At 48.0% G+C, this 19,780-nt stretch carries 18 protein-coding genes; 16 read left to right on the top strand and 2 right to left on the bottom strand.

Annotated elements, in window-relative coordinates; translation table 11 throughout:
• Nucleotides 1-95 precede the first annotated feature (95 nt).
• From MWG26_RS17380 to MWG26_RS17305, 16 genes are all read left to right on the top strand, one after another.
• The gene (locus MWG26_RS17380; RefSeq protein ID WP_025656456.1) at nt 96-797 is read left to right on the top strand and encodes an asparaginase; all 702 of its coding nucleotides are present in this window, start codon (nt 96-98) and stop codon (nt 795-797) included.
• Between the two features lie 45 nt (nt 798-842).
• On the top strand, nt 843-2,015 hold the full coding sequence (locus MWG26_RS17375; RefSeq protein ID WP_025656457.1) for a M24 family metallopeptidase: 1,173 nt from the start codon (nt 843-845) through the stop codon (nt 2,013-2,015).
• 45 nt (nt 2,016-2,060) lie between these two features.
• Nucleotides 2,061-2,927: an ABC transporter substrate-binding protein gene (locus MWG26_RS17370; RefSeq protein ID WP_025656458.1), complete on the top strand. Its 867-nt coding sequence runs from the start codon at nt 2,061-2,063 to the stop codon at nt 2,925-2,927.
• A gap of 95 nt (nt 2,928-3,022) precedes the next feature.
• Nucleotides 3,023-3,682, top strand: a complete 660-nt coding sequence (locus MWG26_RS17365; protein WP_025656459.1) for an amino acid ABC transporter permease — start codon at nt 3,023-3,025, stop codon at nt 3,680-3,682.
• A 12-nt stretch (nt 3,683-3,694) separates the two neighbouring features.
• On the top strand, nt 3,695-4,360 hold the full coding sequence (locus MWG26_RS17360) for an amino acid ABC transporter permease (RefSeq protein ID WP_117441245.1): 666 nt from the start codon (nt 3,695-3,697) through the stop codon (nt 4,358-4,360).
• Nucleotides 4,361-4,399: 39 nt separating this feature from the next.
• Nucleotides 4,400-5,134: an amino acid ABC transporter ATP-binding protein gene (locus tag MWG26_RS17355; RefSeq protein WP_240285819.1), complete on the top strand. Its 735-nt coding sequence runs from the start codon at nt 4,400-4,402 to the stop codon at nt 5,132-5,134.
• Nucleotides 5,135-5,425: 291 nt separating this feature from the next.
• The gene (locus MWG26_RS17350; RefSeq protein WP_025656462.1) at nt 5,426-6,481 is read left to right on the top strand and encodes a PTS sugar transporter subunit IIC; all 1,056 of its coding nucleotides are present in this window, start codon (nt 5,426-5,428) and stop codon (nt 6,479-6,481) included.
• Between the two features lie 1,007 nt (nt 6,482-7,488).
• Nucleotides 7,489-8,220, top strand: coding sequence for a GTP pyrophosphokinase (locus MWG26_RS17345; protein WP_044927099.1), 732 nt, complete (start codon nt 7,489-7,491; stop codon nt 8,218-8,220).
• 362 nt (nt 8,221-8,582) lie between these two features.
• On the top strand, nt 8,583-11,048 hold the full coding sequence (locus MWG26_RS17340; protein WP_117440872.1) for a heavy metal translocating P-type ATPase: 2,466 nt from the start codon (nt 8,583-8,585) through the stop codon (nt 11,046-11,048).
• Between the two features lie 195 nt (nt 11,049-11,243).
• Nucleotides 11,244-11,603, top strand: a complete 360-nt coding sequence (locus tag MWG26_RS17335; protein ID WP_025656464.1) for an ArsR/SmtB family transcription factor — start codon at nt 11,244-11,246, stop codon at nt 11,601-11,603.
• Between the two features lie 32 nt (nt 11,604-11,635).
• Entirely contained in the window at nt 11,636-13,495 is a 1,860-nt protein-coding gene (locus MWG26_RS17330) for a heavy metal translocating P-type ATPase (RefSeq protein ID WP_117440871.1), read from the top strand.
• Nucleotides 13,496-13,506: 11 nt separating this feature from the next.
• Entirely contained in the window at nt 13,507-14,097 is a 591-nt protein-coding gene (locus tag MWG26_RS17325; RefSeq protein ID WP_025656465.1) for a tetratricopeptide repeat protein, read from the top strand.
• A 25-nt stretch (nt 14,098-14,122) separates the two neighbouring features.
• Nucleotides 14,123-14,689 (top strand): tRNA 5-(aminomethyl)-2-thiouridylate-methyltransferase MnmM, encoded by a 567-nt coding sequence (mnmM, locus tag MWG26_RS17320; RefSeq protein WP_025656466.1) that lies wholly within the window; start codon nt 14,123-14,125, stop codon nt 14,687-14,689.
• A gap of 95 nt (nt 14,690-14,784) precedes the next feature.
• A complete protein-coding gene (locus MWG26_RS17315; protein ID WP_025656467.1) occupies nt 14,785-15,198 on the top strand; it encodes an RrF2 family transcriptional regulator in 414 nt (137 codons plus the stop codon).
• Between the two features lie 55 nt (nt 15,199-15,253).
• Nucleotides 15,254-16,495, top strand: coding sequence for a GTPase HflX (hflX, locus tag MWG26_RS17310; protein ID WP_025656468.1), 1,242 nt, complete (start codon nt 15,254-15,256; stop codon nt 16,493-16,495).
• Nucleotides 16,482-17,903: an MATE family efflux transporter gene (locus tag MWG26_RS17305; protein ID WP_025656469.1), complete on the top strand. Its 1,422-nt coding sequence runs from the start codon at nt 16,482-16,484 to the stop codon at nt 17,901-17,903. The genes hflX and MWG26_RS17305 overlap by 14 nt, the downstream gene beginning before the upstream one ends.
• 14 nt (nt 17,904-17,917) lie before the next feature.
• Here MWG26_RS17305 and pduB read toward each other — a convergent pair whose 3' ends face one another.
• Nucleotides 17,918-18,646, bottom strand: a complete 729-nt coding sequence (gene pduB / locus MWG26_RS17300) for a microcompartment protein PduB (protein ID WP_025656470.1) — start codon at nt 18,644-18,646, stop codon at nt 17,918-17,920.
• Nucleotides 18,647-18,714: 68 nt separating this feature from the next.
• Nucleotides 18,715-19,443: a 3-oxoacyl-ACP reductase FabG gene (fabG, locus tag MWG26_RS17295; protein ID WP_025656471.1), complete on the bottom strand. Its 729-nt coding sequence runs from the start codon at nt 19,441-19,443 to the stop codon at nt 18,715-18,717.
• Nucleotides 19,444-19,780 lie beyond the last annotated feature (337 nt).

Below are 19,780 nucleotides of genomic sequence, written 5' to 3'. Positions count from 1 at the left end.
CGGGCAATATGAGTATAATTAAAGGAAATGGATAGAGAATTTCATGAAAAAGAACGAATATTGTGCACAATTAACTGTTTTTCTCGGATTTATTGGTGTTATCCATTGTATCACAATATCCAAACCGGATCTCGGAGCGGAACCGCCTGATAGAGAATCATATGCCGCCTCGAAAAATATACCACAATTGCTTCGGTAAACATCTGGGTATGATGCTGCTGGCCAGAGAGCTTGGGGAAGAGGTAACCGGATACTGGAAGCGGGAGAGCCGGACACAGCAGGAAATCCTGGGGATTATCTCCATGATGACGGATGTGGCCCAGGAGGATATTAAAACAGGTGTGGATGGCTGCGGTGTTCCGGTATATGCCGTGCCGTTCCACTCGATAGCGACATCCTATCTGCGGCTGGTGTGCCCGGAACTGATTCCGGATTCGGTACTGCGGACGGCGGTGATCAAAAATGTAAATATGATTCATAAATATCCTCATATGATTGCAGGAAAGGACATCGTATGTTCTGTTCTGGCATCCAGCAGTGACCTGCTTGGAAAAAGCGGCGCTCTGGGGGTATACGTAATCGGGATCCGTTCGCTTGGAGTGGGGGCCGTTGTAAAAATCATGGATGGCAGTCATGATGAATTTGCAGCCGCGGTCCTCAGAGTGTTCGAAGAGCTTGGTTATAACAACCGGGAGGTTGCGGAAAAGCTTGAGGGATTATATCCGTCAGCGATCGTAAATGACAATAAGGAGATGGTGGGACACCGGAAAGCAGTCTTCAAGTTATTTGAAAAATAAGTGCAGAGAAAGAAGCACGGAGAAAAAATGAAAAGGAGATGTAACATGCAGGACGAGTTAATCAGGATTCCGAGGACAGAGTACCCGCGGAGGTGGGAAAAAGTGCAGGCTGTTATGCGGGACCAAAAACTGGACATCATTCTGGCATACAGCGATGACAGAGCAACCTATGGCAATGCATATGCGAGATATTATACAGACCTTCAGACACACTTTGAGCCGGTGTTGGTTATGTTTGTGGCGGGCAGAGAGCCCGTGATCTTAACGGGGCCGGAGACGGACGGGTATGCAGGGGAGAGAGCTGTTGCCGGTGGGGTAAAGGTGTTGACTGAACTGGCGGCGGAGGATGAAGATTACCCGTTTTCAGAGGTAGAGTCACTGCAGGAGATCATCCGGCAGTATACAGGAAGAGAGCCGAAAAGGATCGGGCTGGCAGCAAAGGTACATATGGGGGCAGAATTGTATGAAGCCCTGCTGCGGGCATATCCTGATGCAGAACTGGTGGACACAGATCCGTTTCTGGCGCCTTTAAGAGGCATAAAATCCCCAGATGAAATCGCTGTCATATGCAGGGCATACGAGATCACTAACGAGGGGATGCACGCGGCGATTGCGGCAGTGAGACCGGGCATTACAGAAAGGGAGATTGCAGCCGAAGCCGAGTATGTTATGCGGAAAAAGGGCTGTGAGGGTTATGGAATCGACCCGATTGTCTCATCAGGACCTAATGCGGCTCATGTTCTTGCACGGACGACGACCAGGGTAATTGAAGAAAATGATATTGTGGTGATTACGCTCGCTCCAAGGTATGAAGGATATCATGGAGCCTGCGGGAGAACTGTTCTGGTGGGGAATCCGGGTGAAAAGGCGGAGAAGGCAGTAAAAGCGATGACTAAGGCGCAAAACCTGTGCGCAGAGAATCTGATCCCGGGAAAAATTGGAAGCTGCGTGGAGGCGATAGGAAGACAGGTGATGAAGGAGGCGGGATATGAAAAAAACTTTATGTACTCCGGACTTCACAGTGTCGGTGTGATTGAGTTTGAACCACCTATATTCGGACCGTCCAGCAGAACCGTTATTGAGAAAGATATGATAATCTCGGTGGACATCCCGCTGTTCGAGTCAGATGTGTCAGGAATGAGGATGGAAGACGGATACCTGATCACGGATACGGGAGCCAGAAAGCTGACCGACAGCCCCCAGTGGATTCAAAAGTAGAAGATTCAGTGAAACCAAAGATTGTTAAAGAATGGAGGAGAAGTTATGGGAAAGGGAATGAAAAAAGTGATAGCAATGATGTTAACGGCTGGATTAATCGCAGGCATGGCTGCTGGATGCAGCTCACCTAAGAAAGAATCCGGAAAATCCAGTGATGCAGCGGCATCCGGGGAAGAAGGCGGCAGCGGAAGCGCAACCTTGGATTCGATCCTGGAAAAAGGGAAACTTGTTGTAGGATGTTCTTTAAATGGAGCGCCAATCGGATTCACCGACGACAGTGGAAAAGAAATGGGATACGATGTAGATTGGGCCAACCGGCTTGGTGAAGTACTCGGGGTTGAAGTGGAAATAGTAAATGTAGATGCAGAAACGAGGCTTCCGGCATTAACATCGGGGCGTGTTGATGTCCTGTTTGCAAATGTAACAGGCAATCTGGAACGTGCACAGTCTGTTGATTTTTCGATCCCATATCTCCGCGCCGGTATCAAGATGCTGACGGCAGCAGGATCAGACCTGCATACACTGGAAGATCTGAACAGCCCGGATGTAACGGTATCGGTTAACCGGGGGTCGACCGGTGAGGCATTGGTAACAGAAAATGCTCCGGAGGCGAACATTCTTTATGTAGATAATTTTACGGATTCTGTCCTTCAGGTCGAACAGGGAAAAGCGGATGCGGCTTTCGAAGATAATACAGTAGTAGAATATGCGGCATCCCAGAACAATAAGCTGGAAGCACAGGAGAAAATGTATACATCAGATCCGATCTGCGCAGCATGCAGGAAGGGGGATATAGAATTTGCCCGCTATCTGGACATGTTTGTATCATGGCAGATCAGTTCTGGATGGCAGACAGAGACGTATGAGAAATGGTGGGGAACCAAACCGGCAGAGTTAAATTATCTATGGTAACAAACGAGCTGCATGGAAGATGCCCGCCTGTATTGGGCGGGCATTCTTGCATGAATAAAGTGTACGAATAGAATGAGGAGGTGAGGGTGCTTAAAATGTATAAATTAAACTTTAATTTTCTCAATGTATATGGGGATATGCTGCTGGACGGAATGAAGATGACCGTAATTATTGTAGCCTGGTGCCTCTTGATCGGGCTCGTGCTGGGAACGCTAATGGCACTGTTTAAACAGTCAAAGAGCCGTATTCTGCGCATCATAGCGACGGTCTATGTGGATATTCTAAGGAATACTCCATTTCTGGTTCAGCTTTTCTTCTTTTTCTACGGACTTCCGGCACTTGGAATCCAGACGGATGCGATGGCGACGGCAATCATCGCCCTGGGGATCAACACAAGTGCCCAGAATTGCGAAATCATAAGGGCAGGTCTTTTGGCTGTTAAGAAAGAGTACTTCGAATGTTCCGAGGCGCTAGGGTATACAAAAATGCAGACACTCTTGTATTTTGTACTTCCAATCTCTTTCCGGCTTGCTTTTAAGTCTCTTGTAAATAACTTTATCAATCTAGTCCTGACCTCTTCGGTCTGTTTCTCTATTACGGTAGTGGAGACCATGGGAGCGGCTAAAATTATTGTTGGCAGGACTTCGAGGCCCTTCGAGATTTATCTGATGATATTACTATGTTATTGCATTTTTACATATATCATTTCATTTATTGCGAAGCTCATCGATAGAAAAATCCATATTGTATTATAAGGAGGGACTGAGATGTCATTTTATGATTATGCAAATCTGACCGGCAATGATGCCATGCAGTTCCTTCGGGCTGCAAGAGTTACCCTATATATTACATTCATGTCCCTGCTGATTGGAACTATCGTGGGAGTGATCCTCGGGCTGATCCGGTGTTCCAGGAATAAAGTAGTGAGCGTACTGCCCCTGGTAGTAATTGAGCCTCTGCGGAATTCGCCCCTTGTTACACAGCTGTTTTTGGTGTTTTATGGCCTGCCGATGATCGGGGGGATCATGCTGGATCCGTTTCCGGCTGCAATACTGGCGCTGTCTTTGAATACAGCGGCATTTATGGCTGTTCTGGTACACAACAGCGTGTCCGCGATACCGGAAGGGCAGTGGGAGGCAGGAATGGCATTGGGGCACAGCAGAATATCGACTTTTATAAATGTAATTTCCAGACAGGCCCTGAGACTTCTTGTGCCTCAGGCCATTACACTCTATATATCACAATTACAGTGTTCTTCACTCGTTGCACTGATAGGTATCATGGATCTGACAAAACTGGGACAGAATTTGGCTCTTCGTACCTTAAAGCCATTCCTGATCTATGGAATTGTATTTCTGATCTATTACGTAATATCCAGTCCGCTGTCCAGGCTGGCAAAGAGTCTGGAGAAGAAATTATCGTTCCACTATTAAAACAGTACTGCTACCAGGATAAGAGAGGTGACATAAAAAATGTCTATGATTGAAGTAAAGAGCGTTACCAAAAGCTTTGGTGACCTGACCGTTTTGAAAGACTTTAGCGTCGATTTTAACCAGGAGGGCGTAACCGTTCTGCTCGGTCCCAGCGGCACGGGGAAAAGTACCCTTTTGAGATGCATTAACGCTTTAGAAACGATTGACAGCGGAGATATCTTCGTAAACGGGTTGTCAGTAAAAGAGAAAAAGAATCTGCGGCAGATACGTCTGGACTGCGGCATGGTCTTTCAGAGAACCGTGTTGTTTCCGCACTTAAACGTCATGCAGAATCTGACCATGAGCCCGGTGAAGCTCCTGAAGATGAATAAAAAGGAAGCAGAGGAGAAAGCGAATCTTTATCTGAAAAAGGTTGGCCTGGAATCAAAAGCACAAGCCATGCACAATGAACTTTCCGGCGGCGAGCAGCAAAGGATTGCGATAGCAAGGGCGCTGATGATGAATCCGAAGGCGCTTCTTCTGGACGAGGTAACGTCCGCATTGGATCCGGAGATGACCAGCGAGGTGCTCAAGATACTCGAGACACTTGCAGGGGAAGGGGTCTGTATGTTATGTGTAACGCATGAAATGCAGTTTGCAAGACATGTTGCAAGCAGGATCATCTTTATGGATAAAGGAATCGCGGCTGCAGACGAAACTGCAGAAAACTTCTTCTCTATTGTAAGAAAAGAAAATGAACGGATCGCCAAATTCCTTCAGTTTATCGGGGAGTGAATTATGAGGGTCAGCCCCCTTATCTAAAAAGGGCTGACCCTCATTCTTTTTTTGAACATACTAGGGACTTCCGACAGTGCGGATATCTATTTGGAGCGGAGAAAGGGTTTTCTATCTAAGACGGTGTTTGTGATTTTGAGGATTGTTACTGTGCGCGCCCGCAGGGGGTAACTGTAACACAGAGGCTTACATGACTGTGGAGTATTTACAGAGGTTATGGACGGGAGGGGGGATTTGTGGTAGAATAGCGGGGAATGACAAGACAAGTGTATGTGCAGGAGGGATTTTCGGATGAAGAAGCTGCTTGACAGGATTTTCATAGACGGGCTCAGCGGGATGGCCCAGGGGCTTTTTGCTACTTTAATTATAGGAACAATAATTCAGCAGATCGGCACTTTTATGGGCGGGACTGGGGGAGACCTGGTTTATGCGGTAGGGAAGGTGGCGGCTGCTTTGACGGGGGCCGGAATCGGAGTTGGCGTGGCCAGGAAGCTGGATGCCGGCCAGCTGGTGACGGTATCGGCGGCTACGGCAGGTATGGTGGGCGCTTTTGCAGGAAAACTTCTGGCTGGACAAGTGATACAGGACGGCGCCATGGTCTTTGCAGGACCAGGTGAGCCTCTGGGGGCTTTTGTTGCGGCTTACATAGCGATTGAATTTGGTATTCTAATTTCTGGAAAGACGAAGCTGGATATTATACTGACCCCGCTGGTGTGCATTGGGACAGGCTCCGCAGTAGGGCTGTTTTTGGGTCCTCCGATATCCAGGTTTATGAACTGGCTGGGCTCACTGATTAACTGGGGGACTGAGCAGCAGCCATTCCTTATGGGAATCGTAGTATCCGTGCTTATGGGGATGATCCTAACTCTGCCGATCAGTTCTGCGGCGTTAGGAATTATACTGAATCTTTCGGGATTGGCAGCAGGTGCCGCTACGATAGGTTGTTGCTGCAACATGGTTGGTTTTGCCGTAGCAAGTTACCGGGAGAATAAAATCGGCGGACTGCTCGCACAGGGCATTGGAACATCTATGCTGCAGGTACCTAATATTGTAAGGAAGCCAATTATCTGGCTGCCGGCCATATTATCCAGCGCGGTGCTCGGGCCGGTGGGGACTATGGTACTGCATATGACAAACAACGCAACCGGATCGGGAATGGGAACAGCAGGGCTTGTGGGGCAGATCATGACCTGGCAGGTGATGACACAGACGGAACCCCCCATGATGGTATTGATTAAAATACTTGTAATACAGATCCTGCTTCCAGCGCTTGTGACGCTGGGCATATCCGAATTCATGCGGAAACGAAAATGGATTAAATTTGGGGATATGAAGCTGGAACTATAAGAAATCGGGATTTAGTGACGAGCTTTAGTCTCGGCGCGGATGGGGGCGCTCCATAAAGGGATAGCCGAAAACCTCCCGGAGAACATCCATGTCCTTTCAAAAACGCGGCCGCGGACCTAAGAAATTCTAGGCGGGAAACAGCCCTGAAAATGGAGCACCACTGACACATCACGCGAAATCCGATGATTTCTCGCGCTGGGTCAGCTGATTTTTGGATTCGGAATCCAAAAATCTCTCCATTTTCCGGGCTGTTTCCCACCAAGAATTTCTAAGATCCGCTTTGAGCGTTTTTGAAAGGACATGGATGTTCTCCGGGAGGCTTTCAGCTATCCCTTCATGGAGCTGGCGCATCCAACCGGTAGGAAAAGGACTCGTTCCTAAGGTGGGGCCTCAAACGGGGGCAGCGTATGGTATTAAATTGGCGGGACTTTTATGTTGGGATACGGTTCCAGTATCAAAATAATTCAATACACATCTTGAAGATGAAAAGATACGCATAGCCAATCCACATCCGCTGCCCTGGTCCGGGATCCCACCCGGTTGGCGAGCTTTCCTGCCGATTGGATGAGCCAGCTTTATGACAGGGAGGCCGGGGAGGTGCTGGGGCTGTATATGCCGTTGCGATATGCTGGAGTGCGCTTAGTGATTCTTGAACAGCCGATGCCGGATAGGCGGGGAAAAACTTGATCTCCAAATCAAGTTTTTGATGAACCCAGCGCGGGAAATCATCAGATTTCCCGTGATGTGTTCAGCGTACCCGCCTATCCGGCATCGGGTGTTCTAGAATCACTTAGCAGCACGGGTGCATATCGCAACGGCATATACAGCCCCAGCGCCTCCCCGGCCTCCCTGTCATGAAGCGTCCCCGTCCGTCGACAAGTCTAAAGCTTGCCGACTAAATCCCGATTTGTTAAAAAAAAATGAACTGGCTGACACGAAGTCTGTTTTATGATATACTAGAAAGGATTGGGAAAGGGGGATTTTCCAAATTGAGAGGAGAACTGCAGATGCACGATGCTATCAAAAATTATGAAGATGTAGATAGCTGGAAAACGGTTATTTTTTTATATAATGCTGCGCTGAAAGAAGTTGGGACAAAGCTGGAGATTCTGAACGATGAATTTCAGCATGTACATCAGTATAATCCGATAGAACATATTAAGACACGTATTAAAACTCCGGAGAGTATCGTAAAGAAGCTAAAACGGTATGGACATGAGACATCTATTGAGAATATGGTTAAATATATTAATGATATTGCGGGGGTTCGTCTGATCTGTTCTTTTACATCTGATATTTACCGTCTGGCCGAGATGATCGGGAATCAAAGCGATCTGAAGGTTCTTTCGATTAAAGATTATATAAAGAACCCGAAGGAGAGCGGCTATAAGAGCTATCATATGCTGGTTTCAGTGCCCATTTTCTTATCTGACAGTGTCGTGGATACCAAAGTTGAGATACAGATCCGGACAATTGCTATGGATTTCTGGGCAAGTCTGGAGCATAAGATTTATTATAAGTTCGAAGGGAATGCGCCGGACTATATTAGCCGGGATCTCCGGGAATGTGCACAGATGGTTGCTGAACTTGATGATAAGATGCTTTCTCTGAATGAGGCGATTCAGGCATGCCTTGTAGAGGAAAGCAGCGAGCAAGAGAAAGAGCGGCTCGATGACATTACGGCTAATGTCATTGGGGGGAGAAGAAGTGAAAAAAGTAATGAGATCATTGGACGATAAATAGGGGATTCTAGGCGACGGTATCAGACCGCTGCAGAGATCTGAAGCAGGATTCCATGGACGTGGAGCTGACGCGTAACAGTATCTCAATATAATAAAAGCCACATGTTGAACAATGCCGGAATATACGGGAGTGCAGGCTGCACCGCTGTGTTTGCCGGCGTTGGTCAACATGTTGGCTTTTTATTTATTAAAAAGCACTGCCGGCTTGATAAGGACTGTGGCATAAAAATAGAAGTGTTTAGGTATTTGACAGGGAAATTTTTTAAATTTTTATAGATAGGTATTGACATTTTGTGCTGAGTGTGATTATATGAACATATGAACAGGTATTCATATGTATAAGCATTGGAGGTACGACTATGGCACAACAGGCTTTGAATAAAAAGACGTATCCAGAGAATACGGCTTGCGGATGTGGGTATGATCACAATTCCGGAAAAGAACATTGTTACGGGGATCTAAGAGGACATCAGCACGAGGAAGCACAGGAGCATCAGCATAAGCACAAACATGAACATGGAGAAGTATGCGGCTGTCATCATGATCACCACAGCAGCCATGGACAGGATGAGCATCATCACGGCGAAAACTGCAGCTGCGGACATACTCATGGAAGCAGTGGACACGGCAGTGACGGACACAGCCATGAAAACAGCGGACACAGCGGTGACGGACATAGTCATGATGCGCTGGAACAGCGTGAGGTGAATCATGCATTTGACCATGTACAGAAGCAGGTTTATATTCTGGAAAACCTGGGATGTGCAAATTGTGCAGCTAAAATAGAACGGAAAATACAGGAGCTGCCTCAGGTTGATTTTGCAAACATTATTTTTGCAACAAAGCAGCTGCAGGTGGTTACCAATACGGAGGAGGAACTGCTTCCGGTATTTCAGGAAATCTGTTCTTCCATAGAGAATGAAGTTACTGTCTTGAAAAGAGATAGAAAACCGACCCGGCAGCAAACCGCATCTAAGGGGAAATTCAGTGAGAATAAGAAGGATTTCTGGGAGATCGGCATTGGAGCTGTTTTTATGGCAGGAGGGATACTGACAGAAACGGTAAGTGGAAATCTCTCGTTGATCCTGTTTCTAGCCGGGTATCTCGTACTGGGAAGGGCTGTGCTGTTTACTGCAGCAAAAAACCTGGGCAAAGGCCATGTGTTTGATGAAAATTTCCTTATGAGCATTGCGACGCTGGGGGCATTTCTGATTAGCGAATACCCGGAGGCTGTCGGAGTTATGCTTTTCTACCGCGTGGGGGAACTGTTTGAGGAAATCGCAGTCTCCAGAAGCCGCAGCCAGATTATGGATGCAGTTGACATGCGGCCGGAAGTAGTCAACAAGGTGGCTGGGAAAGAGATTCTGGTGATTCCTGCGGAGGAAGCGTGCATAGGTGATATCCTTCTGGTGCGGCCCGGTGACAGGATTCCTCTGGATGGCACCATCGTAGAGGGGGAAAGCCGGATTGATACGTCACCGGTGACAGGAGAGCCCGTCCCTGTCGCAGCCAAGGCCGGGGATGCGGTTACATCGGGGTGTGTAAATACATCGGGGCTCTTGAAAATACGTGCTGATAAGATTTTGGAGGATTCCATGGTCACCAGAATTCTGGATTCTGTGGAAAATGCGGCGGCAAGCAAACCGAAGATTGACCGGTTTATTACCAGGTTCTCAAGAGTGTATACTCCTTTCGTAGTGGCTCTTGCAATCGCAACGGCAGTGATTCCTTCCCTGATAACAGGGGACTGGAACTACTGGGTATATACAGCGCTTACATTTCTTGTGATTAGCTGTCCCTGTGCACTTGTACTTAGCGTACCGCTGGCATTCTTCTCTGGAATCGGTGCAGGTTCCAAAAAAGGCATTCTTTTTAAGGGCGGGGTCGCCATTGAGGCTCTGCAGGGTGTAAAGTCCATTGTTATGGATAAAACCGGAACCATTACGGAAGGAAACTTTGTCCTTCAGAATGTGGTGCCGGCGGCCGGATTTGACGAAGAAAGGCTGCTGGCTCTTGCGGGCAGCTGCGAGATGACATCCACACATCCGATTGCTGTGAGTATCGTAACTGCGGCTGAGGAGAAAACAATCGGCCTGCAGCACCCTTTATCCGTGGAAGAGATTTCTGGGAAAGGGGTAAGGGCGCAGTTGGACGAAGGAATTGTACTATGCGGCAATAGAAAATTGCTGGAAGCATATGACGTGGAGTTAGGCCAGTATTCAGATGCCTCATACGGTACGGAAGTACTGCTGGCGCTGAATGGAGTGTATGCAGGGCAACTTGTGATTGCGGATACGATCAAGACAGACGCGAAACCGGCGGTGGCTGCTATGAAACGGATGGGAATTCTTACCGCTATGTTGACGGGAGACGCCAGAAAGAGCGCCGAGACGGTGGGGAGAGAGACCGGAATCGATGAAATCCATGCAAAACTGCTTCCTGAGAATAAGGTGGAAGAATTGAAGCGTATTCGCGAGGCCCATGGCAGCGTAATGTTTGTTGGTGACGGGATTAATGATGCACCGGTTCTTGCGGGGGCTGACGTAGGCGCCGCGATGGGAAGCGGGGCAGATGCGGCCATAGAGGCGGCGGATGTGGTATTTATGACTTCATCTATGGAGGCAATTCCCCAGTCACTCCAGATTGCAAGGACAACAGGATCCATAGCGCGGCAGAACGTAGTGTTTGCCCTGGCTATCAAAATCCTGGTTATGATACTGGGCCTTGCAGGCCTCGCCAACATGTGGATGGCAGTTTTTGCGGATACGGGAGTGGCGGTGCTCTGCATTTTGAATTCTGTGAGAGTGCTTTATAAGAAGCTGTAACACGAACGTTCCGGGAAATAAATAATAAAACTTAAGAAAGAAACGCAGACCGTTGAGTATGCGTTTCTTTTTTATAAGTATCCAGAAAAATGGGAATGATATAAAGGACAGACGGGCCTGCATTGCTTGACCCGGCAGCGTATTTTTCGTATAATAATATCTGAACGGTTGTTCACATGAAGGGAGATTCGGTATATGGGAAAAATGGAAGTGGAACATTGTGATTTCATGCATGTACACGAAGATATTGTAAAGAAGGTCCAGGAGAACATGCCGGGACCGGAGGAGCTTCAGGATCTGGCAGATTTTTTTAAAGTGTTTGGAGACTCTACCAGGATTAAAATTTTATGTATGCTGTGGCAGTCAGAGATGTGTGTGTGCGATCTTGCACAGTCACTGAGTATGACGCAGTCAGCGATCTCACACCAGCTCAGGGTATTGAAGCAGATGAAGCTGGTTACGAACCGCAGGGAAGGGAAGACGGTGTTCTATTCTCTTGCTGACGGTCATATCAAGACTATTATGAACCAGGGATTGGAACATATCAGAGAATAGAATCATGGAGAAAGGAAAATAAGGGGGCCAAGATGGCAAGGGAAGTTAGAAAGAAATGCATTGAAATCGGAATCGGCCTGCTATTATACATCAATGCATTGTTTTCGGTCAGGCACTGGGATATGACGGGGAGGACAGAATTGCTTTTGTTCCTGCTCCCATATCTGGTTATGTCACTGGGAATATTCTGGGACATATTGAAGAACGTAAAAAGATTACATATTTTTGATGAGAATCTGCTGATGATCCTTGCGACTGTCGGCGCTTTAGCAATCGGCAAACATACGGAAGCAGTCGGCGCAATCCTGTTCTTCCAGTTTGGCAGGACAATAGAAGTCATTTCTCTGTCCGCAACAAAGAAGTCTATTGCGAAGTTTATGGATATACGTCCGGAATATGCGAACCGTAAGATACGTGGCAAAGAGGAAAAGGTACATCCCCGGGAACTGCGGCTCAGGCAAATTATTGTAATTAAGCCGGGAGAACGGATCCCGGTGGATGCGGTTATCACGCAGGGAATGAGCATGGTGGATACAAAAGCCCTTACGGGGGAGTCGGAGCCAAGAGAAGTGAAGATCGGGGACCGGCTTTACAGTGGCAGCATTAACATCAGCGGCGTGTTGGAGGCCAGAGTGTCCAAGGTATATGAAGATTCTACTGCATCCAGGATTCTGGAACTGGTGGAGAATGCCAACAATAATAAGGCACAGAGTGAAAGTTTTGCAGACAAATTTTCCCGTTTTTATACGCCGGTGGTTACGCTGATCGGTGTACTTGTTATGATTCTTCCGCCCTTGATGCTGCAGGGAGCGGATCAGGAGACCTGGCTTTACCGGGGACTTATTTTTTTGGTAGCGGCATGTCCATGCGGCCTGCTTGTCTCGGTACCTCTTGCATTTCTCGGAGGAATCGGTGCAGCATCCCGTCAGGGAGTGCTGATCAAAGGGAGCAACTATCTGGAGGCGCTTTCGAAAACAGAGACGTTTGTTTTTGATAAGACTGGTACGCTGACGGAAGGTATTTTCCATGTGAAGGCTATCTGTCCGAAGCATATGGAGGACGCTGACCTATTGGAAATTACTGCCTACGGGGAGTCCTATTCCAACCATCCGATTGCGGTGTCTCTGAGAGCTGCCTACGGCAAGTCGATCGACAGCAGCAGGGTGGAGTCTATCCAGGAGTCCTCCGGCTTTGGCGTCTGTGCACAGATTGACGGCAGGCAGGTATACATTGGGAGTTCCAAGTTTATGAACCAGCGGGGCTTCTTCTATCAGCCGGTACAGGAGATCGGCACAGCAGTGCATGTGGCTGTGGATGGGGAATATGAAGGATATATTCTGATTGCAGATGTGATCCGTCCGGATGCAAAATGGACGATCCGCTGGCTGCAGAAACACCAGATTGAGTCAGTCATGCTCACCGGAGATAACCAGAGAGTGGCGGATGATGCAGCAAAACAACTGGGGATTGAGTATGTTTATGCGAACCTGATGCCGGAAGATAAGGTAGAGCAGGTGAAAGAGTTTATGGAAAGCCAGATGGAATCGGAAAAACTCGCATTTGTCGGCGATGGTATTAACGATGCACCAGGGCTGGCGCTGGCAGATATCGGGATTGCCATGGGCGGTTTGGGAGCGGATGCCGCATTGGAGGCTGCAGATATTATCCTTATGGAAGATGAACCCTCTAGGATTGTGAATGCGATTAAGATTTCAAAGGGCACGATCCGCGCAGTAAAACAAAATTTGGTGTTTGCCATAGGCATGAAGGTTATTCTCTTATTTTTGGCGGCGCTTGGCTATGTGACGATGCAGAATGCCATTATTGCGGATATGGCTGTGATGTTGATTAATATATTGAATTCATTCTGGGTATTAAAATATCCGGAATAAAAGGAGCATATATGAGAAAAGTTATAATATACGCTGTGCTGGCTGTTTTTCTGCTGACAGGGTGCAGCGGCGGAATGGACTATGTGTCCGAGGGTACCGCGCATTTGCAGGAACATCAGTATGAGGAGGCAGCCGGTTCTTTTGAGAAGGCGATCCGTTTATCTGAGCAGGCAGCCGGTTCTTCAAAGAAGGAAGAAGCGGAAAAGATAGATGTGGCTGAAGCCTACCGTGGACTCGGGATGGCACGTTATGAGCTTCAGGATTATGAGAAGGCCAGGGATGCATTTCAGAAGGTATTGGATCATGACGGAAAAGCAACAGCGGTTCTTTATAATTTTATAGGAGTCTGTTCTATGCATTTGAATGACCCGCAGGGGGCATTGGACGCATTTGGTGAGGGAATTAAGTTGGCTGGGGATACAGCGGGGGCGCAAGAGACGGACGATGCAGAGGTGATCCGGGAAATGAAGTTTAATGAAGTCGTATGTTATGAAAAGTTACATGACTGGGAGAATGCGAAGATTAAAATACAGGAGTATGTCAGCGAGTATCCTGATGACCAGGATGCACAGAAAGAGGCAGCTTTTCTCAGCACCAGATAGAGAACATGAACAATAGGAGAAGGGTATGAAATATAGTTATCAGATAACGGAGTACTGTCATCGGTTTCTGGAGATGTATATTGAACCGGGAGATGTCTGTGTCGATGCTACGGCCGGGAATGGGAACGACACAGAGTTTCTGTGCCGGCTGGCAGGAAGCACAGGAAAGGTGTATGCGTTTGATATCCAGCAGGAGGCATTGGCACATACAGCAGAGAGACTGGAAAGGCTGGGATTGGGATCCAGGGCCTGCCTGATCCGGGACGGACATGAAAAGATGGGAGATTACGTGAAAGAAGACGTATCTGCCATCGTTTTTAATTTGGGATATCTTCCTGGCGGGGATCACCGGATCTCCACAAAAGCAGAGACAAGCATACTTGCAGTCGAGGAGGGAATGAAGCTTCTGAAGGCAGAGGGCGTGATGAGCCTCTGCATATACAGCGGGAAGGATTCGGGATATGAGGAGAAAGAAGCCGTTCTCGATTACCTGAAAGGCGTGGATCCAAGAAAGTGGCTTGTAATCGTTCATCAGTTTTACAACAGGCAGAATGACCCGCCGATTCCTGTCTTTCTCATCAGGCTGAAATAAATTCATATCATAGTGCATAAAACAGGTGAAATATCCAGGGAAAAGATTTATAATATGAAAATCAGCAGAAATTATCAGTGAAACAGGAGAGAGAGATGACCAGTGAATTTTCTATCGCAGTGCATGCACTTGTTTTTTTAAATCATAAAGGAACTGTATATTCGAGTGAAGGGCTGGCAGAAAATATTTGTACGAATGCCGCAAGGATACGAAAGATTATGGTAAAACTAAAAAAATCCGGACTGGTGGAGACAAAAGAAGGAATAGACGGTGGATACCTTTTTGTGAAAAATAGTGAGGAAACAGACCTTTGTACAATCGCAGATGCGCTGGAATTTTCCTTTGTAACATCAGGATGGAAGAGCGGCAGCTCGGAGATGAAATGTCTGATAGCTTCCGGCATGGCGGGTGTCATGGAAGATTTGTATAAAGACTTAGACCAGCAGTGCCGCAGGCGTCTGCGGCAGATTACAATAGCGGATCTGGACAAACAGATCTTTAAAACTTGAGAATATTCTGAAAATGAAGGGCAAAGGGGTCAGACCCCTTTGATGGGATTACAATATGGCGTTATATGAAATTGAGGAACAAAAGGAATCCATGATTCTTGTAGGCATTCAGCTCTATGAGAATGAGCGGACGGAGGAATCGCTGGATGAACTGGCAGAACTGGCGAAGACCGCGGGGGCGGAAGTGGCCGGGCGTGTGATCCAAAAACGCGAGGCAGTGCATCCGGTCACATATGTGGGGAAGGGAAAGCTTCTGGAATTGAAAGAAGTTCTGTGGGAGACCGAAGCAACCGGTATCGTATGTGATGACGAACTCACGTCCGTGCAGCTCCACAATTTGGAACGGGAGCTGGAGTGCAAGGTGATTGACCGGACGCTTCTTATCTTGGATATCTTTGCAGCCAGGGCGGTCAGCAGCGAGGGGAAGATCCAGGTGGAGCTGGCGCAGCTGAAATATCGGGCTGCGCGTCTGGTTGGCCTCAGAGATTCCCTGTCACGGCTTGGCGGGGGGATTGGAACACGCGGCCCCGGAGAAAAGAAGCTGGAGATGGACAGGCGACTGATTCGGGAACGGATCAGCCGGCTTAAGAAAGAGCTCTGTGAAGTGGAACAGCACAGAGAATTGATACGCACCCAGCGGAAGGCGTCACAGAAGAAGATCGCCGCTCTGGTGGGCTATACATCCGCCGGAAAGAGCAGTATAGAAAATGCGCTGACTGGGGCCGGAATCCTGGCGGATGCAATGCTTTTCTCGACACTGGACACGACAACGCGTGTACTGGAGCTGGAGGGAAAGCAGGAGATTCTGCTGACGGATACGGTTGGTTTTATCCGGAAGCTGCCCCACCATTTGATAGAGGCGTTTAAGAGCACGCTTGAGGAAGCAAAATATGCAGACATTATCATACATGTAGTGGATGCCTCCAATCCACAGATGGACAGCCAGATGTACGTGGTATATGAGACGCTGCGCCAGCTGGGCGTGGAAGGCAAACCGGTGATCACACTGTTTAACAAGCAGGACAAATTGGAGGAAGCAGGCAGTTTCAGGGATTTCCAGGCACAGTATTCGATCAGGACATCCGCAAAGACCGGGCAGGGGCTTGAGGAACTGAAAACAGCACTTTTAGAAATCATACGCAGCGGCCAAATTTATATCGAAAAAATGTATCCTTTTGAGGAAGCCGGGAAAATACAGCTGATCCGAAGGCATGGCCAGCTTCTGGAGGAAGAATATGTGGCGGAGGGGATTTCGGTAAAGGCCTACGTTACAAAGGAGATTTATGGAAAAATATGAGAAGAGCGCCGCGGACAAAAATCAAAATCCGCTGGGTACAGAACCTATTGGCAGACTGATTGGAAAGTTTGCCGTACCGGCAGTCATCAGTATGCTGGTAAGTGCACTATATAATATAGTAGATCAAATATTTATCGGCCAGGGAGTCGGTATGCTGGGAAATGCCGCAACAAATATCGCATTTCCTGTTACAACAATTGCGACGGCGACAGCGCTTCTGCTGGGAATAGGAAGCGCTTCGAACTATAATCTGGAAATGGGAGCTGGAAAAGAGAAAAGAGCGAGTGAAATTGCAGGCACTGGCCTGTCCACACTTGTTATTAGCGGCGTGGTAATCGCCGCTATTGTTCTCCTGTTTTTAGAGCATCTGCTGCATGCTTTCGGAGCGACAAGCGAAGTCCTGCCCTATGCCGTGGACTATACAGGGATAACAGCAATTGGAATTCCCTTTTTTATATTAACAACTGGTGGAAATCATTTGATCCGGGCGGATAGAAGCCCCACCTATTCAATGGTGAGTATGTTGACAGGAGCAATCCTGAATACAATCCTGGATCCCCTCTTTATCTTTGTGTTCCACTGGGGGATTAAAGGTGCTGCTGCCGCTACAGTGATTGGTCAGGTAGTTTCCGGGCTTCTTGTTATCCTTTATTTTGTGAAGTATAAGAAAATGGATATGAAAGTCTCCGCTCTGCGCCCGAGGGCGGTCTATCTAAAGGCGGTTGCAGCCCTGGGAATGGCATCCTGTATCAACCAGCTTGCTATGACTGTCGTACAGATTGCCATGAATAATACTCTCCGCTATTATGGAGCTGCCTCCTCATATGGAAGCGACATCCCGCTGGCCTGCGTAGGGGTAATTTCGAAAGTGAACAGTGTGTTTCTGGCAATCTGTATCGGAATCTCTCAGGGCTGCCAGCCGATCTGGGGATTCAATTATGGAGCCGGAAACTATGAGAGAGTCAGGAGTACATACAAAAAAGCAGCCATTTTATGCACCACAATCGCCACATTATTCTTTTTGAGTTTTCAGATATTCCCACGCCAGATAGTCAGTATTTTTGGGAGCGGCAGTGAGCGGTACTTCCATTTTGCAGACAGATACCTGGAGATCTTCATGTTCATGACTTTTGCAAACGGCATACAGCCTATGTCTTCCGGATTCTTTACCTCTATCGGCAAAGCAAAATTAGGAATTGTCATGTCACTGACCAGACAGGTTCTCTTTCTGCTTCCGCTGATCCTGATATTCCCTTTATTCCTGGGGATAGACGGAGTGATGTATGCGGGACCGATAGCAGATGCCGCGGCGGCTGTCATAGCAATTGTATTTGCCTACAGACAGTTGAAAAAAATGAAATCTCCGGCTCTTCTGTCAGAAATGCCGGAGAATAAGTCTGCCAATTAGGCGGATATTTCATTTTAAAACAAGTAGGGGGCGGAGGGGGTCTCCGGATAACTTCCCATAGATACCAGCAGCTGCAGTCCGGCCTCGCGGGCAGTCAGTACCGAATTCTTAACAGCGCTTGCATCGCCGGTCACAGCCACGATAACTTCATTCGAATGGCTGGTTCCTCTGTCAGGAGTCATGTATCTGATGATCTCAACAGGGGAGGACTTGACGGCCAGATCAGCCATCACAAGGCCAATCGCAGCCGGCGACCCACAGAAGAAACCAAAAGGTTTTCCAATGGGAGCGCCGAAGGCCATATTCAGCGCCTGGTCTGCATTTGCGGAATAGGTAAACTCCAGGTGTCCGGCATCGCTGATGTAGAGTTCTCCCGCATATTTTGTTGTATATTCCACGGCAATCTCAACGGCTCTGCGGACATCGGAAACATTGTTTCCGCCAAGGATGATGTAGTTACCATGGCCGCCCCAGCCTTTTGTGTCCCGGGGCAGCTCAATGGATACGACTTCCGTGTTGGTTGATTTCACTGCTTCATCTACGGCATTAATTTGTCCCGCCGCACCAGTCCGGGAGCTGAGCAGCCCAAGGCTGCGGTAAGGTTTGGGCAGCTGCATCTGCTCCAGCAAAGCGGGGGTTACACCTGGAATTACAAGCCCAATCGTATCCAGGACCGTCTTGCCCACAAACTCTGTCATAGAACAGTCCATTGGTATATTCTCAATTCCTTTTACCTTTAACATAAAACAACTCCTTTTATCTATCTTAATTTAACCTATTTAGCATAAACACATCATAATTTCATTACCTTTTACAAAAATCCACCATCCAGCCCAATTACCTGGCCAGTCAGATATGCATGTCCCTGCGCCAGGCAAAGAACCAGTTCAGCCACTTCCTCCGGAGTCCCAAACCGTCCCGCCGGAACCTCTTCCATCAGCAGCTGCCTCTCTTCCTCGGAAAGCTGGGCGTTCATTATGGTGTCGATCACACCGCAGGCAATCGCATTGACCTGAATATTACTTGGAGCCAGCTCCTTCGCCAGCGCCTTGGTCAGTCCGTTTACCCCTGCCTTGGAAGCCGAGTAGGCTGCCTCACAGGAAGCCCCGGAAATGCCCCACATAGAGGAAATATTAAGAATCTTCCCTGCTTTCTGGGACACCATATATGGAACCGCTGCACGAGAACAGTAAAACACCGAAGACAGATTTGTCTGCAGAATCCTGTCCCAGTCCGAATCCGTCATATCCGTCAGCAGCCCGATAAATGCAGTCCCCGCATTATTCACTAATACATCCAGCCCGGGAACCTCCGCCTCAATCTCCTGAAAGATACGCCGGACATCCAATGCGGATCCCACATCCCCGGGAACAGCCCGGCAGATTCCCCCTGCCGAACGAATCTCGCCACACACACCTGCCAGATCATCGGGATGCCTGCTATTCACAAAAACATAATACCCCAGCCGCCCAAAAGCGGCGGCACAGGCCCGTCCAATCCCTCTGGACGCCCCCGTAATAAGAACACACTTCCGTCCCATAAAAAACCTCACTTCAATAATTCTCCTGCTATTATACTCTATGTACCACAAAAAGTACACCACAACCATTCACAGAATCCATTCCACAAACAAAAAATAATCGTTACTGTTCACACCCTGCAGGCGTGCACGGCACAGTCTGTACAGTAAGAAATAATCTTTAGCCCGGCAAAATCCGCTGTCCTGCCCCTTGATGTTTTGGGACACGGTACTGCGTTCTCTACCTATAAAACTCCCGCATTTTCTGGTTGTGATTGGGTTGCTCATATGATATGATTTCTATATAAATGGGATTTAACAGATCCTTCCTCCACTTCGATTCTCAGGCGAACCGGGT

Origin of the sequence: Faecalicatena contorta (assembly GCF_022835095.1) — a bacterium.
Classification (GTDB): domain Bacteria; phylum Bacillota; class Clostridia; order Lachnospirales; family Lachnospiraceae; genus Faecalicatena; species Faecalicatena contorta.
The sequence above is the reverse complement of the archived record's forward strand: the minus strand, read 5'-3'. Positions and strand labels throughout refer to the sequence as shown.

Coding starts and splice junctions, on each gene's coding strand:
- MWG26_RS17330 (WP_117440871.1), top strand. CDS start 11,636: ATGGCAAGGGAAGTTAGAAAGAAATGCATTGAAATCGGAATCGGCCTG.
- MWG26_RS17325 (WP_025656465.1), top strand. CDS start 13,507: ATGAGAAAAGTTATAATATACGCTGTGCTGGCTGTTTTTCTGCTGACA.
- MWG26_RS17375 (WP_025656457.1), top strand. CDS start 843: ATGCAGGACGAGTTAATCAGGATTCCGAGGACAGAGTACCCGCGGAGG.
- MWG26_RS17360 (WP_117441245.1), top strand. CDS start 3,695: ATGTCATTTTATGATTATGCAAATCTGACCGGCAATGATGCCATGCAG.
- MWG26_RS17340 (WP_117440872.1), top strand. CDS start 8,583: ATGGCACAACAGGCTTTGAATAAAAAGACGTATCCAGAGAATACGGCT.
- MWG26_RS17335 (WP_025656464.1), top strand. CDS start 11,244: ATGGGAAAAATGGAAGTGGAACATTGTGATTTCATGCATGTACACGAA.
- MWG26_RS17355 (WP_240285819.1), top strand. CDS start 4,400: ATGTCTATGATTGAAGTAAAGAGCGTTACCAAAAGCTTTGGTGACCTG.
- MWG26_RS17350 (WP_025656462.1), top strand. CDS start 5,426: ATGAAGAAGCTGCTTGACAGGATTTTCATAGACGGGCTCAGCGGGATG.
- MWG26_RS17365 (WP_025656459.1), top strand. CDS start 3,023: ATGTATAAATTAAACTTTAATTTTCTCAATGTATATGGGGATATGCTG.
- MWG26_RS17315 (WP_025656467.1), top strand. CDS start 14,785: ATGACCAGTGAATTTTCTATCGCAGTGCATGCACTTGTTTTTTTAAAT.
- fabG (WP_025656471.1), bottom strand. CDS start 19,443: ATGGGACGGAAGTGTGTTCTTATTACGGGGGCGTCCAGAGGGATTGGA.
- hflX (WP_025656468.1), top strand. CDS start 15,254: ATGGCGTTATATGAAATTGAGGAACAAAAGGAATCCATGATTCTTGTA.
- pduB (WP_025656470.1), bottom strand. CDS start 18,646: ATGTTAAAGGTAAAAGGAATTGAGAATATACCAATGGACTGTTCTATG.
- mnmM (WP_025656466.1), top strand. CDS start 14,123: ATGAAATATAGTTATCAGATAACGGAGTACTGTCATCGGTTTCTGGAG.
- MWG26_RS17345 (WP_044927099.1), top strand. CDS start 7,489: ATGCACGATGCTATCAAAAATTATGAAGATGTAGATAGCTGGAAAACG.
- MWG26_RS17305 (WP_025656469.1), top strand. CDS start 16,482: ATGGAAAAATATGAGAAGAGCGCCGCGGACAAAAATCAAAATCCGCTG.
- MWG26_RS17370 (WP_025656458.1), top strand. CDS start 2,061: ATGGGAAAGGGAATGAAAAAAGTGATAGCAATGATGTTAACGGCTGGA.